This is a genomic window from Bacillus sp. FSL K6-0994 (assembly GCF_038630815.1).
Classification (GTDB): Bacteria; Bacillota; Bacilli; order Bacillales; family Bacillaceae; genus Bacillus; species Bacillus safensis.
Genome location: NZ_CP152043.1, coordinates 1,774,959 through 1,789,992 on the forward strand (window position 1 = coordinate 1,774,959; position 15,034 = coordinate 1,789,992).

The 15,034-nt window shown below is 41.0% G+C and carries 16 protein-coding genes; 4 read left to right on the top strand and 12 right to left on the bottom strand.

Annotated elements, in window-relative coordinates; all coding sequences use genetic code 11:
• Window positions 1–15: 15 nt before the first annotated feature.
• On the bottom strand, window positions 16–978 hold the full coding sequence (locus tag MHB69_RS09060; RefSeq protein WP_342496198.1) for an HTH domain-containing protein: 963 nt from the start codon (window positions 976–978) through the stop codon (window positions 16–18).
• 108 nt (window positions 979–1,086) lie between these two features.
• On the opposite strand from MHB69_RS09060, the gene MHB69_RS09065 reads away from it, so the two are divergent.
• Both MHB69_RS09065 and MHB69_RS09070 read left to right on the top strand, forming a co-directional pair.
• Entirely contained in the window at window positions 1,087–1,566 is a 480-nt protein-coding gene (locus tag MHB69_RS09065; RefSeq protein ID WP_070325900.1) for a GyrI-like domain-containing protein, read from the top strand.
• Between the two features lie 21 nt (window positions 1,567–1,587).
• A complete protein-coding gene (locus MHB69_RS09070) occupies window positions 1,588–2,052 on the top strand; it encodes a phage tail protein (RefSeq protein ID WP_342496199.1) in 465 nt (154 codons plus the stop codon).
• Window positions 2,053–2,714: 662 nt separating this feature from the next.
• On the opposite strand, the gene cdiI is transcribed toward MHB69_RS09070, so the two are convergent.
• From cdiI to MHB69_RS09085, 3 genes are all read right to left on the bottom strand, one after another.
• Window positions 2,715–3,074: a ribonuclease toxin immunity protein CdiI gene (cdiI, locus tag MHB69_RS09075; protein WP_226340878.1), complete on the bottom strand. Its 360-nt coding sequence runs from the start codon at window positions 3,072–3,074 to the stop codon at window positions 2,715–2,717.
• 19 nt (window positions 3,075–3,093) lie between these two features.
• Window positions 3,094–4,764 (bottom strand): T7SS effector LXG polymorphic toxin, encoded by a 1,671-nt coding sequence (locus tag MHB69_RS09080; protein WP_342496229.1) that lies wholly within the window; start codon window positions 4,762–4,764, stop codon window positions 3,094–3,096.
• A 318-nt stretch (window positions 4,765–5,082) separates the two neighbouring features.
• Window positions 5,083–5,502, bottom strand: coding sequence for a MarR family transcriptional regulator (locus MHB69_RS09085; protein WP_046312274.1), 420 nt, complete (start codon window positions 5,500–5,502; stop codon window positions 5,083–5,085).
• Between the two features lie 170 nt (window positions 5,503–5,672).
• Here MHB69_RS09085 and MHB69_RS09090 point away from each other — a divergent pair, with 170 nt between their 5' ends.
• Window positions 5,673–7,193 carry an MDR family MFS transporter gene (locus MHB69_RS09090; RefSeq protein ID WP_041117607.1) on the top strand — a complete coding sequence of 507 codons (1,521 nt, stop codon included), beginning with the start codon at window positions 5,673–5,675 and terminating at the stop codon, window positions 7,191–7,193.
• Between the two features lie 38 nt (window positions 7,194–7,231).
• Here MHB69_RS09090 and MHB69_RS09095 read toward each other — a convergent pair whose 3' ends face one another.
• The 5 genes from MHB69_RS09095 to MHB69_RS09115 all read right to left on the bottom strand — a co-directional run bounded on the left by MHB69_RS09095 (window position 7,232) and on the right by MHB69_RS09115 (window position 11,828).
• The gene (locus MHB69_RS09095) at window positions 7,232–8,101 is read right to left on the bottom strand and encodes a class II fructose-bisphosphate aldolase (RefSeq protein WP_041117609.1); all 870 of its coding nucleotides are present in this window, start codon (window positions 8,099–8,101) and stop codon (window positions 7,232–7,234) included.
• A 2-nt stretch (window positions 8,102–8,103) separates the two neighbouring features.
• Window positions 8,104–8,562, bottom strand: a complete 459-nt coding sequence (locus MHB69_RS09100; protein ID WP_342496200.1) for a PTS sugar transporter subunit IIA — start codon at window positions 8,560–8,562, stop codon at window positions 8,104–8,106.
• 15 nt (window positions 8,563–8,577) lie between these two features.
• Window positions 8,578–9,993 carry a PTS fructose transporter subunit IIBC gene (locus tag MHB69_RS09105; RefSeq protein WP_326483874.1) on the bottom strand — a complete coding sequence of 472 codons (1,416 nt, stop codon included), beginning with the start codon at window positions 9,991–9,993 and terminating at the stop codon, window positions 8,578–8,580.
• Window positions 9,994–10,006: 13 nt separating this feature from the next.
• Window positions 10,007–10,921, bottom strand: a complete 915-nt coding sequence (pfkB, locus tag MHB69_RS09110) for a 1-phosphofructokinase (RefSeq protein WP_342490018.1) — start codon at window positions 10,919–10,921, stop codon at window positions 10,007–10,009.
• Window positions 10,922–11,051: 130 nt separating this feature from the next.
• Complete coding sequence (locus MHB69_RS09115; RefSeq protein WP_034284000.1) at window positions 11,052–11,828, bottom strand: MurR/RpiR family transcriptional regulator; 777 nt, start codon at window positions 11,826–11,828, stop codon at window positions 11,052–11,054.
• Between the two features lie 159 nt (window positions 11,829–11,987).
• On the opposite strand from MHB69_RS09115, the gene MHB69_RS09120 reads away from it, so the two are divergent.
• Complete coding sequence (locus MHB69_RS09120; RefSeq protein WP_342496201.1) at window positions 11,988–13,394, top strand: phospholipase D family protein; 1,407 nt, start codon at window positions 11,988–11,990, stop codon at window positions 13,392–13,394.
• 7 nt (window positions 13,395–13,401) lie between these two features.
• Here the strand turns inward: MHB69_RS09120 and MHB69_RS09125 are convergent, their stop codons facing one another.
• Genes MHB69_RS09125 through MHB69_RS09135 form a run of 3 tightly spaced genes read right to left on the bottom strand, consistent with a single transcriptional unit; the run spans window position 13,402 to window position 15,028 of the window.
• A complete protein-coding gene (locus MHB69_RS09125) occupies window positions 13,402–13,887 on the bottom strand; it encodes a DMT family transporter (RefSeq protein WP_034284003.1) in 486 nt (161 codons plus the stop codon).
• 21 nt (window positions 13,888–13,908) lie between these two features.
• On the bottom strand, window positions 13,909–14,589 hold the full coding sequence (locus tag MHB69_RS09130; protein ID WP_144496135.1) for a cyclic nucleotide-binding domain-containing protein: 681 nt from the start codon (window positions 14,587–14,589) through the stop codon (window positions 13,909–13,911).
• A 13-nt stretch (window positions 14,590–14,602) separates the two neighbouring features.
• On the bottom strand, window positions 14,603–15,028 hold the full coding sequence (locus MHB69_RS09135; protein WP_342496230.1) for a DMT family transporter: 426 nt from the start codon (window positions 15,026–15,028) through the stop codon (window positions 14,603–14,605).
• Window positions 15,029–15,034 lie beyond the last annotated feature (6 nt).

A 15,034-nucleotide genomic window follows, 5' to 3' on the forward strand; every position in this document is an offset into this window, starting at 1 on the left:
TCTAACCAGCATTGATTATGGACAATATAGGAGGAGTCTCTCTTGTAAACCTTCCAAGATTTCTACAGGCATTTCCCTGACCTTGATATCATCGCCTAGGAAAAATAGCCAATTTGTTATTTCGGTTATTTCTTCTGTATGATTAACATCGATAAAAGTCTTTAAAATGGCTGTAGTTTGGTAAGGATTCGTATAAGAAATTGACATTTTGAAAGGATGGTATTTTTTGAACTGTGCAATTGCCTTTGGACCAAGTTCAAGGACAAGGTTAATTACTTCTTCCTGTTTACTTAGTTTTTCTAAAATCTTTTTCCTGCTTAATCGAATATTTGTAGAGCATGGTTCTACATCTGTGAGATGGTCGACAGGCAAAATCCGTTTCTTCTCCTCCTTTAAATCAAAGCCTTCAATCAGCCACAGGCTTTTTTCACGATAAAGATTCAAGAGGTAAATAGGATAGGACTTTATCACGTTCTCCTCTCTTATGGTAATCAGTAAATATCGATTCAAAATAAGCAGTTGGATTAATTTTTCTAACATGGGATGAGGGAGATCTGTCAAATCAAGCAGATCAGGATTATTCGGATTAGTCCCTTCAAATAGTAAGAGGCGATTTAAAAGAACAAGGTCATCTTGCTGGGTTTCTGAGATGAGTCCTAGTAATTTTTCAGCTAAAGACTGACGACTCTTTAAATAAGGGAGTTGTTGGTTTCTCGTAGCCATAAAGGCAATAAAAAGAGCTTTAATCTCATTATCGGTAAAACGAACAGTTGGCAGGACAGAGTTGTTCATCACAAAATATCCCCCGTCCCTTCCGACTTCTGCGACAAGCGGCATCCCCATAGCTTCAATTTCTCTGATGTCTCTAATTGCTGTCGAACGAGAGATATTAAATTCTCTCATGATTTCAGAAATTGTAAAGTTGGCGCGGTTGTTAATATACCGCATGATGGTATTAATCCGTTCAACTTTTTTCATCTGATCCCCCTAAACAGTATCATTTTTTGACATGGTTTAAGCCTATTATATATTTATCAAGTGAAAAGAAAAAACATTTGATCAATTTTTCAAAAGGAAGTGTTGAATATGGCAGATTATATACTAGAACAAAAAGACAGCTTTCACGTGTTAGGTATTGGAACTGAACTTAAGAGTCATTACACAGACTATGCGGGCATAACGAAGGAAAAAGCAGACTTTTGGCAAGCAGTCACACAAGAAGGTAAGCTTGACACCTTAAAAGCCATTGCCTCAAATGACTATATTTTTATCGTAAACGAAGCGGTAAATAACAAGCTGATGCATTATGTCGGGGTCATGACAGAGGAATCGTTACCAGAAGCGGACAGAGTGATTCAATTTCCTAAAGGGGAATATCTAATCGTTAAAGGGGAAGCTAAAACCGCTGATGAATTGCATCAAACGCTTACTGGTATTGCATTTGGTCAAGTCTTGCCTGAAGCAAAGAATTTCGCTTATGTTGGTGGACCAAATGCAGTGGTAGAGATGGGGCAGCGAAACGGCTTATTACTTGGTGAGATGTGGATTCCTGTTGTACGAAAATAAGGAGGATATGGAGGGATAGAAATGGCCTATATCGTTGATTTTAAAAATGTGTCTACGATTGGTTTAGAGTCTTCACCTGTAGCAGACGCACTTGCTGGCTTACGAGCGAATGAGGCTCGTTACTTTATGAACAAATATAAGCATGAATTGACAGTATTACCTGCCAGCGAAAGTCAGGAGACCCTTGACTATGTGAACCGAGTGTTAAAAGAAGAACGTGAACTAGAGTTTGCAGCCAAACCTTTAGAAACGGCAAGTTTTCAAGTAGAAAATATCAAATGGACCTACGTCTTTTATGAAGATGGTCTTGCAATTAACGTCCTGTATACAGTCGATGACCCAAAAAAACGTGCTGTTGGTTTTAAGCTTTCTGAAGGGATGGAAGTACCAAAGGAATTAGAAGGGAAATTTAAATTTGCTAGGCAGAAGTCTAAACTAGCTGGAACGATTCGTGGGTCATATTTTAAAATTAAAGGGGAATATTGAACTCGAATTTGTGAATCTGATGAAACAAATAAATTAAAATTATTTCCCCCTTCTAAACAGAGCAGCATTCTCTATGCATTATTAGAGGGTGTTTTTCTGTTTATTGTACCAACTTCATTTTCTTATGAAGAAGTTATACGATGAGGTCCCGATCCCCTTTTGGTCGTTTTTTTAATTTGAAGTCCAATAACACAAAAAGACTTGAAAGGCATTAAGCCAATCAAGTTTTTTTTGCGTAATCTCATTAAAAACGAACTAATTTGAATTCATCTTTGAAAGAAAGTCTTGAAAAATTACTTTTACTAGTGAATTCTCAGTAGTAGCCACTACATGATTTACACGTTCTAAAATTTGAGGATGCTTCAATATCAATTTCTTGCCTTCTTCAATTGGGAAACTTCTCAATGTATCAATACAAATCTCAAATAATTCGTTATCATTAGTATTCAACAAATCTATTAAAATATATTTAACTCATATTCATTGCACTCATTATCCATACAATAAGCGATTTTACGCTGCCACTCTATTGATTTATTAAGAACCTGATTTGATAGTTCTTCCCAGTCGTTTAGGCTAAAATCAGAGAGTATCTCACTAGCAATCAAACACCCGTCATCATACCATGAATCTACTTCAACTATTTTCAGAGGTTGCTTCTGTCAATTGGCCAATCTATATTTTTCAAAAACCTTCCTTAACACCTCGCTAATAGTTTTCTTATCCTGAGGATACTCTGTAATGTACGTGTTACAGGCTTGCTCAAGATAATAGTAGAATGTCTGATAATCAACAATAACCTCATCATCATGAAGTGCAAATAGTACTCCATGAAAGGGCTCCTCGTCGGGTTCCAGATCATTTGGAAATGTGCAATCCACATCGTTAATTCCATAACCTACCCCCGTAGATAAATGCTGAACAATATTTACAAAGCTATCATCAGTAATGGCATTGAAAAAAGCCACCACAGGAAAGTGTTCATCTCTTAACATTTGAGTTTCTAAAATTTTTTTTAACATACTATCTGAATCCTCCTACCTATAATTCAGGATAAAACGAGGTCACTGCCCCATCCTTATCTGTATAACCTCTCCATTTTATACCTTGTCCATCATAACCTTCCCATTCTCTCCCTAAAACACCTTTTGAAGAAGCATTATTTACAGCTTCTTTTCCTCGTTTAATAAAATCTTCATCAGAAATTAACTTAGGATCATAAACAGTTTTATCAAATGGCTTTGCTTTCCATCCAATTTTTTGACCTGTTTTAGCATCTAAAGAAGGAACTTGGTAAGTTATTTTTTCCACTCCTGGCAAAGCATCATGCTTCTTAACATTTAATATATTTACATCATTTTTCATAAATTCATCTTTGTTATGCGCCCCACCAATTCCTCTTCTCCTTGGAACATTGGGATCAACTTTTCTTATATGATCTTCTAAGTTAGATGAGAACTTAACTTTTTCCCTACCCGTAATTCCCATCTTCCCCCGAAAGCCTTTCGCCCCAAACGGCAAAAGCATCCCCAGAGCCGCGTTCATACTCGCTTCCTGCTGTTCTTTAGAAATTTTATTTCCAAACATATCTCGGCCAGTGATCGCTTCGCTGAAGCCGTTGGTGGCGGTGAGGCCGTATAAACCTTTTTGGGATGTCTTTAGGGCGTCAAAGGATTTTTGTGATGTCTTGTAAATGTCGACTGCCCTGACCGCGGCTGATGTGGCTTGGGTCGTTTTATAGACAGCTTTTCCGCCTTTGAAAATGCGGCCTGCCCAGCCGACGATTGGGATGTAGCCTGCGGCTGCCATGCCGCCTGCCGCGACTCGCTGGCCTGCGGTGAGTTCCTCGCCTGTGATTGGATCAACGCCTGTTGCGGCACGTTTTGCATCGTTCACGCCAGTCAGTTCATTCACGATGTTTCCACCATAATCGAGGGCTTTTTCATACCAAGGGCGGTTGGCGAGGGCTTCTTGTTCCTTTGCGATCTTGCGGGCTTCTTCTTGTTCTTTTTTGATTTTCAGATATTCAGCAGTTTGCTTCTCAATATCGCTTTTTGCCTTGTAAATTTCGCTATTTTGATACGCTTTCTTATCAAAATTCATAGGCGAAATCGCTTTTCCGTCATTTGTCGCATTCATCATTTCAGCATACAATGCCATTGTAGCTTGCTGCTCCGTCTCTGACAAAGCATATTCATCTTTTAAATTTTGATCAAGCTCTCTTAGTTCTTTGACCGTCTTTTTTCGTTCATCTTCCGCATCTTCTATTTTTTCATCAAAGGTTTGGCTATCAAATACCTCTAGGGAAATGAGGTCATCAATGTCTTGAAAAATCGTTTTGAGTGCCTTTTTTTGATCCTTCACAATGCTTTTGGCATTCTTGATGCCCATATGTACTGCGTTGTCTAAAAAGTGTTCTTCTACAAAGGTATCGCCGCCAAAGCTCGTATCATCCAGTGTCCCAGAAACACCTTCATGAAAGGCTTTTTGCTTATCAATGAAGCTGATAAACATGTCTACATTTCCAGCGAGCTCTTTATAGAAACTTTTAATGTTATCTGCACCTTTCCCAGTGAAATCATCACCGAGGTTGGCAACACCTTGTAATGCCTTTTTTAAATCTATCATTTGTTCGCGGAGTTCCTGATAGTGTTTTGCCCTTGTGTCCATGGCACTGGTTAGTGCTTTTGCATCAAGTATCTTCCCCAGCAGAATTCACTCCTTCATATTCATTGACAAGGTCAATTTTACCAATAAAAATTTTGTCATTAAATAGGAATATTGATACAAAAAAACAGTACTTATTATGTAAATGAACAATGTTTCAATAGAATACTTTAGCTCCACTTTTGTCAGTAATAATTATGATGCGATATTTAGAACATCTTTTAAATAAATATTTTTTTAAGCTACTTCATTATAAAATTGTTATAGAGCAATTCCATGGTAAGGAAGATGTCACTAGTCGAGGCAATCCCTACATGAATTAGGAATGCACTTAGAAAAAGCACACCCGCATCAGTGTACTTTTTACGATTTAGACTTCAGCAATTGCAGCTCTTGCTCCATGATATCTGCTGCTTCAGTTATAAATTGAATAATTAAATCTAATTCTTCTGCTTTGTATTCGTTTGTAAGCTGTTTAGTTGATGCTGATAAGGATTGGAAAAGTTCTTTCACTTGTGATTTTCCTGCTGTTAGTGGGACAATGATGACTCTTCGTTTGTCCTTTGGGTCTTTTTCTCTTTTGGCGTAGCCCGCTTTTTCAAGCCGGTCAATGAGAGCTGTGACTGCACCTGAGCTAAGGCCTGTTTTTTCACTTAATTCTCCTGCTGTGAGAGGACCGAGTTCGTTTAATAAATCGGCGGATTTGAGATCTGTTGGAAAAAGGCCGAGCGATTGAGCGGCCGCTTGGTGGAACAAGACGGTTCGTGTGGCGAGGCGCCTCATTGTATGGATGATCTGGGCTGCTCTGTCTTCAGCCTCGTTCTTTATTGACAACTTGTTCTCCTCCCTTTAAAATCAATTTATCTTGATCATCAAGATAAATGTTCTCTTACTTTATGGTTAAGTTGATCATAGCAAAAATAATGAGAGAACGTAAGCAGGAGGTAAATGAAATGAATCATGTGGATAAAGGCAAGGCATCCACTCGCTTTGTTGTCATCGGTTTGCTGTTAGGGATTTTTATGGCAGCGATGGACAATACCATTGTTGCAACAGCAATGGGAAGCATCGTAGCAGATTTAGGCAGTTTTGATAAATTTGCTTGGGTGACGGCTTCTTATATGGTGGCAGTGATGGCGGGAATGCCGATTTACGGAAAGCTTTCTGATATGTATGGTCGAAAGCGTTTTTTTCTGTTTGGACTTATTTTCTTTTTAATTGGATCAGCGCTGTGCGGTATCGCGCAAACGATGGATCAGCTCATTATTTACCGAGCCATTCAAGGGCTTGGGGGCGGTGCACTTCTTCCGATCGCATTTACGATTATCTTTGACATCTTCCCGCCTGAAAAGCGCGGAAAAATGTCTGGTATGTTTGGAGCAGTCTTTGGTTTATCAAGTGTACTCGGACCGCTTTTAGGTGCTATTATTACGGATTCGATCGGCTGGCATTGGGTTTTCTATATTAATGTGCCAATTGGTATTGTCAGTGTCTTCTTGATCGCCAGATACTATCAGGAATCGCTTGAACATCGTAAGCAGAAAATCGACTGGTCAGGTGCTATTACACTTGTCGTTGCGGTTGTCAGCTTAATGTTCGCGCTTGAGCTTGGCGGTAAATCTTATGCTTGGGATTCGGTGCAAATCCTCACACTTTTTGCTGTGTTTCTTGTGTTCGGTACGATCTTCTTTATTGTCGAGCGTAAAGCTGAGGAACCGATTATCTCATTTTGGATGTTTAAAAATCGATTATTTGCAACATCTCAAATTTTGGCGTTTTTATATGGCGGGACATTTATTATTCTTGCTGTCTTTATTCCTATTTTCGTGCAGGCTGTGTACGGTGAATCTGCGACAAGTGCAGGGTTCATTTTAACACCGATGATGATTGGATCAGTCATTGGCAGTATGATTGGCGGAACGATGCAGACGAAAGTGCCTTTCAGACGTCTTATGACTATTTCTGTCATTTCATTTTTCGCTGGGATGCTGCTGCTTGCCAATATGTCACCAGATACAGCAAGACTGTGGCTCACACTCTTTATGATGATATCAGGCTTTGGCGTCGGGTTCAGCTTCTCCCTTCTGCCGTCAGCTTCAATGAATGATCTTGAGCCGCGCTACCGAGGCAGTGCAAACTCGACCAATTCATTTATGAGATCACTTGGAATGACGCTCGGTGTAACGATTTTCGGGACGATTCAAACCAATGTGCTGACAAATCGTTTAGCTGATGCCTTTAGCGGAATGAAAGGAGCCCCTTCTCAAGTAGGCGATCCACAGGCTATTTTCCAAGAAGGTGCCCGCTCACAAATTCCGCCTGATATTTTAAATAAAGTCATCGATGCGATGTCACAAAGTATTACGTACGTATTTTTGCTTGCATTATTCCCTATTGCACTTGCGGCGATTACGGTCGTATTTATGGGAAATGCACGGGTACGCACATCTAATGAAATGAAGGAAAACGAATAAAGGGAAAAAGCAGAGCGATAGCAGCTCTGCTTTTTTTCTTATTGATATAACGGATGGGCTTTGCCCTCACTGCCAACGATTCGTATTTTCGACTGGACCATGTCTTTCGCTGCTTGTTTTGCTTTTTGTAAATACATACGTGGATCTAAGCTTTCAGGTTCGTTTGAGAAATGATCACGTATCGCCTCGGAATACGCATTTTTCAGTTCAGTTGAGACATTCACCTTTGCCATACCAAGTGCAACGCATCGCTTGACATCCTCATCTGGTACAGCGGAACCACCGTGCAGGACAAGTGGTACATCGACCAGCGCTGCAATTTCTTCAATGCGGGCAAAGTCAATATCCGGCACCCCTTTATAAATGCCATGGGCAGTACCAATCGCAGGCGCTAAAGTAGGCACCCCAGTTTCTTCTACAAATTGGCGGCATTCTGATGGAACGGCTTTTTCAGCATCCTTTTCGTCGACGACGATATCATCTTCTACGCCGCCTACCTTGCCTAGCTCTGCTTCGACATTTACACCGACTTTTAAGGCAAGATCTACGACTTCTTTTGTGCGGCGTACATTTTCTTCATATGAGTGCATAGATGCATCGATCATAACGGATGTATATCCAGCTCTGATACAGGTGAGAATCACATCAAAGTCTGTGCAGTGATCCAGGTGAAGACCGATTGGGATTTGATATTGATCAGCCGCCGCCTTCACTGTATCTGCAATCGCTTTTGCTCCAAGAGATTGAACCGTTCCAACCGTTGTTTGCAAAATCACAGGTGACTTTAATTCTGCAGCAGTTTCGAGCACCCAATAGATACTGTCAAAGGAGTGTACATTGAATGCCACAATTCCGTATTTTTCTTTTTTCGCAGCCTCAAGCATTGGTGTTGTTGAAAGTAAAGGCATGATCAAACATCCTCTCTAGTTAAAATATCCGTTTCTAATACAGCAAGCATGTCTTCATTTGTTCTTGTTTCCAGCAGTTTTTGACGTTTCGTTTCATCCATTAAGACTCGTGAAAGGGCTGAAAGTGCTTTTAAATGAGTCGTCCCTGCTTCACTTTTAGGGATCAGTAAGGATAAGAAGAAAAAGCAAGGCTTCCCATCAAAAGCGTCCCATTCAATTCCTGTTTCCGTGCGGACGATCACAAGTGCTGGTTTCGTGATGGCTTCTGTTTGTGTATGCGGAATGGCAAATCCATCTTGAAATCCGGTTGTACTAAGTGCTTCCCTTTCCGCTAAGCCTTTTTTGACATCCTCTGGTGAGGTGCAAATACCTGCTTTATAGGCAATGTCTGCAATGGCTGCGAACACGCCAGCCTGTGAAGAAGCTGTTTCGTGAAGATTCATATAGATATGTTCCATCATTTCTCTTCCTCCCTTTTAAACTGCTGGTTTGTCTATTTTTTTACGGTAAAGTCCGTAGAGAATCGCACCTACGAGTGATCCGATTAGTATGGAAAGCACCCATTGGAATGCACCTGTGACGACCGGAAGAACAAGGAACCCGCCATGCGGAGCTGGAACCTGTACGCCAAAGAGATACGTCAATATAGCAGAGATAGCCGAGCCAAACATGATAATTGGCAGGACAACGACCGGGTTTTTGGCCGCAAATGGGATGGCTCCTTCTGTAATATGTGTCGCTCCTAGAATATAGTTGATTGCCCCTGCATTTCGTTCTTGTGGCGTGAAATGTTTTCGGAAAATCGTTGTAGCAATCGCAATGATAAGCGGTGGTGTGATACATGCTGCTGACACACCTGCCATGAAGTAAAGGTTACCTTCTGCAAGTAAAGCCGTTCCTGTGACATAGGCTGCTTTGTTAAAAGGTCCTCCCATATCAAATCCACACATCGCTCCAACAATTAAGCCTAAAAGCAGAGGGTTTGTGGATTGTACAGATGAGAGAAAATCCATTAAGGAATTATTTAGCCCTGTGATTGGAACTAACAGCGGGGTCATGACAGCCCCGATTAAGAAAATACCGATGACAGGATAGATGAAGATCGATTTTAATCCATCAAGTGATGCTGGTAATTTTTGAAGCAAGAATTGAAGCAATAAAATGATATATCCTGCTGCAAAACCTGCAATAATACCGCCTAAGAATCCAGCACCTCCATCATTTGCAAGGAGACCCCCTATAAATCCGACGACCATCCCTGGGCGTCTAGCGATCGAATCAGCGATAAATGCTGCTAAAATTGGTACCATTAAGCTGAAGCCAAGTCCGCCAATGCTTTTCAAATAGGCAGCAAACGGATGATACGTTTCGTGCTTAGGATCAGCAGAGTAGATACCAAATAAGAAAGAAAGGGCAATTAAAACACCGCCTCCAACGACAAATGGCAGCATGTGTGATACACCGTTCATTAAGTGCTTATAAATGGTGTGTATCCATTTATTTGCCGACTTTTGTTGAGAGGATGAAGGAGCAGATGGTTTCTCTGTTCCAGAAGCTCTTCCTTTCACTTGATGAACGGGAGCATCTCCACTTATAATGCTCTGAATCAGCTCAGTAGGTGTGCGAATGCCTTTGGCTACAGGCACTTCAATGAGTGGTTTGCCGTGAAAACGATCTGTATGCACATCTTTGTCGGCTGCCACGATGACCCCATCTGCTTCCATAATGTCTTGATCAGTTAAAGCGTTTTCAATTCCTACTTGACCATGCGTTTCGACTTTAATGTCGACCCCTAGCTGCTCAGCAGCGATTTTTAATGCTTCAGCTGCCATGAATGTGTGTGCAATGCCTGTTGGACAGCCGGTTGCAGCGACAATTTTTTTACGGCTCATGTGTTATTCCCCCTTAGATCTTCTGAATGTGTACTTGCTCAATCAATGAATCAATATCATGTAAATCACTTAAGCCTTTTGAAAACGCAGTGGATGCTCCCGTTGCAATGCCGTAGCGTAAGCATTCTTCAGGTGAATGTCCTTCAAGATGTTTACTAAGAAAAGCTGCGAGCATCGCATCTCCAGAACAAGCTGTGTTTACGACAGTGCCTGTTGGTGCGTTTCCTTTAAACACTGCGTCCTTCGTAATGAATAAAGCCCCTTCCTCGCCTCGGGAAATAAGCACTTGTTCTGCACCCATCTCAATGAGTTTCTCTCCTGATTGAATGAGTTCTATTTCTGACAAAGGATGTGTTTTGCCGAAAAAAGCAGCAATTTCTTCTTCATTCGGTTTTAGTAAATACGGCTTGTATTGAAGCGTCTCAAGAACTGCTGCTGAGCTTGTGTCTAAAATGAACTTGACCTTCTGTTGATGGCAAATAGCTGCTACTTCTGAAAAAATGCTGGCAGGAACGCCTTTTGGCAGACTGCCTGACATGATGAGGATGCCTCCTTGCGGGATAGCCGCAATTTTCTCACGAAAGGCGTGAAGCGCATTTTCTTCAATCGTAGGGCCCTGATTCACGAGCTTGTATTCTTCTGTCGTATTGATAAAAACATTAATTCGTGTGATTCCTTCAACCGAGATAAATTCGGTCTGAATGGAGAGATCCTTTAAAGATTGTTCAATATAAGAGCCTGAAAACCCAGCGATAAATCCTAATGCAGTGCTGGTGAAGCCATATTTCTTTAGCATAATTGACACGTTCACGCCTTTTCCATTCGGCTGATAATCTTCATCTTCCGTCCGGTTGACTGCATTTGCCCGCATTTCTTTTAATGCAATATATAGGTCAATAGCAGGATTTAAGGTGCAGGTATAAATCAATTGGTTTCACCTTCTTTCTTTTCTCTAAAGAAAGTATCTCATACGATTCAGTGAAAATGTTTTCAGAATGTGTAAAGGTTTTCATGAGAAAAAGCCTTCCAGATCAAAGTCTCGAAGGCTTTCTTATTGGTTATTTCATTCGGATCACATAGGCGTCAAGTAAAATGCGGGCAATGACATGAAGAGACAGGCGGGATCTCACTTCATAATCTGGGAAGAAAGATTGTTCCCCTTTATATCCGACTAGTGTCATATCTGATATTTTGCTTAATGTAGAATCTATTCTTGTCGTAAGCGTAATAGTTGTGACTTGCTTCATGCTGAGGTTTTGACATGCTTCAACAAGCTCAGCTGTTTCGCCATTTAATGAAACAAAGATGGCAAGCTCACTTTTATCAATGTCTCGCGATTTCAGCCGAATGATATTCGGATCGTCGTGTACTTCACATGTTTTCCCGATGAGCTGTAATTTGATGGTCATCTCTTTGGCGATCATCTCTGAGAAGCCCCTGCCGAAAATATAAATTTTGTCTGCATTATGTATTTTTTGAACGGCATCTTCAATTTGTCCAATACTTTGCAGCTGTATCGTTTTTAAAACCTCTTCTTCATTTTTCCGAATTGCTAGTTTGATGTCTTCATCAATATTTTTGAGCTGGTCGCTTGCATCTGTCATTTTCTTTTCTTGTTTCAATCGATATTTAAAGGATGTATAGCCGTTATAGCCAATTTTTTTCATCAGCCTGACTATCGTGGCCGTTGAAACATTGGCTCTTTCGCTTAAAGTGACAATGGATAAGGTGGAGATATCCTCTAAATGCTGGTGAATATAATTGAGTAAATATCGTTCTGTTTCACTTAACGTTTGATATACATCACTTGGGATGTTAAATAATGATTCATTCAATTCGATTCCCCCTTATTCATTTCATACTATAATTAAATGCCCAATAAAAACAAGATGATTCTTTTGTCATGTATTTAGATAAAAGGCGAAAATGAGTGAAATTTTATTTTTGACATAAACTAAGGAAAAGTTGTGTCTATGTGAAAGGAGCTGATCCGTATGCTTCATCTTTTGTTTTTTCTGATCCTTCTCTATGTCGTTTATGTCTTTTTGACCGCATTTGTTTTGTTTTATTTACCGATCCAAAAAACATGCAAAGAACATTGTATCTATAAAGCCTCTTCGATCTCAGGAGACGATCAGGGCACAAATCAAGTGATGCTTCTTGACGATGGATTTGAGTCTGGTCAGGCCAGAATCCAAATGATTCGTGAGGCAAAGAGGATGATCCGCCTAAGTTATTATTCCATTCAAAAGGGAAAAACAGCCGAATGGGTACTAGGTGCTTTAATTGAAGCTGCTGATCGAGGGGTGAAAGTTCAGCTGCTTTTAGACGGCATCTGCCACAGTTTGCGTGGACCGCTGAAGCATTTACGATATGCCGTGGCAAATCACCCGAACATGGCCATTCGTTTTTATGAGCCCTTTAGGTTATTTAAGCCATGGACGTGGCATAACCGCCTTCATGATAAGCTGCTGCTGGCAGATGGCCGAGTGGCTGTGATGGGCGGAAGAAATATCGGTGATAAATACTTTGCAGATCAGCCCCCGAAAGATTTTGCATTTGACCGCGATGTGCTGCTTTATAACGACAAAAAAGGAAAAGTATTAGATGAAATGGAGCAATATTTCGTTTATTTATGGAATCATGACTTTACGAAAAGAACAAAAGCTGTGTTCTCCAAACAAAAAGCAAAGAAAGGCTTAAAACTAAGAAAGAAACTGCTTAGATCCTATCAGGAGGCAGTGCATGCGAAAGAACCTTTTGTGATGTCGTCCTTTAATTGGGCAGCAGATGGCACCTCAGTAAAGCAGATTGCATTTTTTACAAATCCTGTGGAGCGCTTCAATAAGCGTCCTCTTGTGCTCAAAAAACTAAACGATCTAGCCCACCGGGCAAAGCGTTCTGTGCTCATACAGACGCCTTATGTCATCCCGACACGACCCATGAAAGACGGCCTCACTCCCTTAGCCAGCGGGATTCAAACGACAGTTGTCACGAATTCTCTTACAGCGACGCCAAATCCGTTAGCTTTTGCAGGTTACTTAAGCACGAAAAAGGAACTGATGAAAACAGGCGTTCATTTGTACGAATATGAAGGCCCGTATTCCATTCATGCGAAATCAATGGTCATTGATGATTATTTAAGTATTATTGGCACATATAATTTAGATGCGAGGTCTAGTTTTTTAAATACAGAGTCAATTTTGGTCATTGATAGTGCCCCTTTTGCGCTATCACTTACTCAGGCAATAGAACGTAAAATTGCCTATAGTATACTTGTCGCGAAGGACAAAGCAGCCTATAAAGCGCAGTCCTATGGGCAGAAAAAAAAGCCTTTGATGAAAAGGCTCCTTTTAAATGGTTTATCCGCGATCACCGTTCTATGGCGGCGGTTGATTTAAAGGGCAGCTACTCTTGTGGCAGCCCTTTTTCTTCTGATTGATCCTCTTCTGCTGACTCCAATTTGGTCAATTTAAACACTAGGATCCCCGCAACAATCACAATGACACCTAGTAGTTTTGCGGGAGAAAATTCCACTTTCTCTAACCCAAGCCAGCCAAGCGAATCGAACAAAAGCGCAGAACCGAGCTGTGAAATCAGGACAATCGAGATTCCATAAGTCGGACCAAGACGTTTGATACTTTGAACGAGGCAGATGACCACCCCTACTCCAATGGCTCCGCTCATCCAGTACCACGCTTCCATATGTCTTAATTGAAACATGCCGGTTCCTTCTAGCAAAAGACCCATCAAAAGTGAAGCAATAAAGCCCATACCTAGAACGAGAGTGGTCGTTGACCAAGAGCCTGTCTGCTCATTGACCTTACTGTTAAAAATGGTTTGTAAGCTGACGAGTGCGCCAGCCGTGATGGCTAATCCTATTCCTATAATCATGTCTGAATCCCTTCATTTCTTCTATTCATAAATGTTTCGCTCCGCTATTTCTAAGAGTCCTTCCCGGTCAAGAATCGTAATCTTCCCTCTTCGCCTCTCTATCAGCCCTTTTTCACAAAATTGCTGAATCACCCGGTTAATATGACGGTAGCTTGTACCAATTAAGCTCGCCGCATCAGTAAGACGAAGTGCGCTCGCGCTGTTATCCCCTGTTAACACAGACAATAAGTAGCTTGCAAGCCTGACCTCTACAGGATATAAAAGGTGGAAACTCAAATCGTTTGATTTCGTATAAAATTTGTTTGTGATGCCCTTTAGTAAAAAGGTTAAAACGCGGGGGGCATCCTTCGCATGGCGCATGAGCGCTTGATGAGAAATCCTTAGCATATGTACTTCTGTGACAGCCTCCACTGTATTGACCATATCAGTCTGCTGAACGTATTCAATATCTCCAATCGCTTCAAGAGGATGTTTAAAACAAAGAATAAAGGTCTTCCCTTCTTTTGTGGTGGTGAAAATCTTTAATTTTCCTTTTACTAACAAGTACAAGTGCTCCCTCTGATCTCCCTTTGAACAAATCAGCTCACCTTGCTCATAGCGCCATAAGCTGACGTGTGATATGAGTTTCTGATGAAAGACGGTTTCTAATTCATGTGCCTTGAGATAAGAGGAAAATAGAGATTCATCATGAAGCTCCTCCATCTGACGCCCTCCTTTATAGCTTTAAAATGATGACGCCTGCGATCATCAATAGAATTCCTGCATAATGCGGCCATTTCATTCTCTTCTTCTGTACACCAAACCATCCTTTTGCATCGATTGCAAAGGTAAAAGCAAGCTGTGCAATGAGTAAAGCAGCAATGGTCAGTGTGACACCGATCATTTGAATTGCAGTGACTTCATTGAAAATAATAATGGCTGCAAATGCACCGCCTACTAAATAAAGCGGCTGCACCTTTCGATATTCCCTGAAGTGTCCGTCACGTACGATCAGTAAAATGATCAGTGCAATAATAAAACCGGTCAGCTGCGTGATGGTTGCCGCCTGCCATGTCCCGATATCCTGGCTGATTCTTGCGTTTGCTACGCCTTGCAGTGTAATACAAGCGCCTCCTAATAAAGCGAAAATAACACCTTTCATTCGTTC

What these genes read in the sequence shown, in the direction of transcription:
- MHB69_RS09100 (WP_342496200.1), bottom strand. Translation starts at nt 8,562, where the DNA reads ATGATGGAACATATCTATATGAATCTTCACGAAACAGCTTCTTCACAG.
- MHB69_RS09085 (WP_046312274.1), bottom strand. Translation starts at nt 5,502, where the DNA reads ATGAGGCGCCTCGCCACACGAACCGTCTTGTTCCACCAAGCGGCCGCT.
- MHB69_RS09070 (WP_342496199.1), top strand. Translation starts at nt 1,588, where the DNA reads ATGGCCTATATCGTTGATTTTAAAAATGTGTCTACGATTGGTTTAGAG.
- MHB69_RS09065 (WP_070325900.1), top strand. Translation starts at nt 1,087, where the DNA reads ATGGCAGATTATATACTAGAACAAAAAGACAGCTTTCACGTGTTAGGT.
- MHB69_RS09120 (WP_342496201.1), top strand. Translation starts at nt 11,988, where the DNA reads ATGCTTCATCTTTTGTTTTTTCTGATCCTTCTCTATGTCGTTTATGTC.
- MHB69_RS09090 (WP_041117607.1), top strand. Translation starts at nt 5,673, where the DNA reads ATGAATCATGTGGATAAAGGCAAGGCATCCACTCGCTTTGTTGTCATC.
- cdiI (WP_226340878.1), bottom strand. Translation starts at nt 3,074, where the DNA reads ATGTTAAAAAAAATTTTAGAAACTCAAATGTTAAGAGATGAACACTTT.
- MHB69_RS09135 (WP_342496230.1), bottom strand. Translation starts at nt 15,028, where the DNA reads ATGAAAGGTGTTATTTTCGCTTTATTAGGAGGCGCTTGTATTACACTG.
- MHB69_RS09105 (WP_326483874.1), bottom strand. Translation starts at nt 9,993, where the DNA reads ATGAGCCGTAAAAAAATTGTCGCTGCAACCGGCTGTCCAACAGGCATT.
- MHB69_RS09130 (WP_144496135.1), bottom strand. Translation starts at nt 14,589, where the DNA reads ATGGAGGAGCTTCATGATGAATCTCTATTTTCCTCTTATCTCAAGGCA.
- MHB69_RS09125 (WP_034284003.1), bottom strand. Translation starts at nt 13,887, where the DNA reads ATGATTATAGGAATAGGATTAGCCATCACGGCTGGCGCACTCGTCAGC.
- MHB69_RS09095 (WP_041117609.1), bottom strand. Translation starts at nt 8,101, where the DNA reads ATGCCTTTACTTTCAACAACACCAATGCTTGAGGCTGCGAAAAAAGAA.
- MHB69_RS09060 (WP_342496198.1), bottom strand. Translation starts at nt 978, where the DNA reads ATGAAAAAAGTTGAACGGATTAATACCATCATGCGGTATATTAACAAC.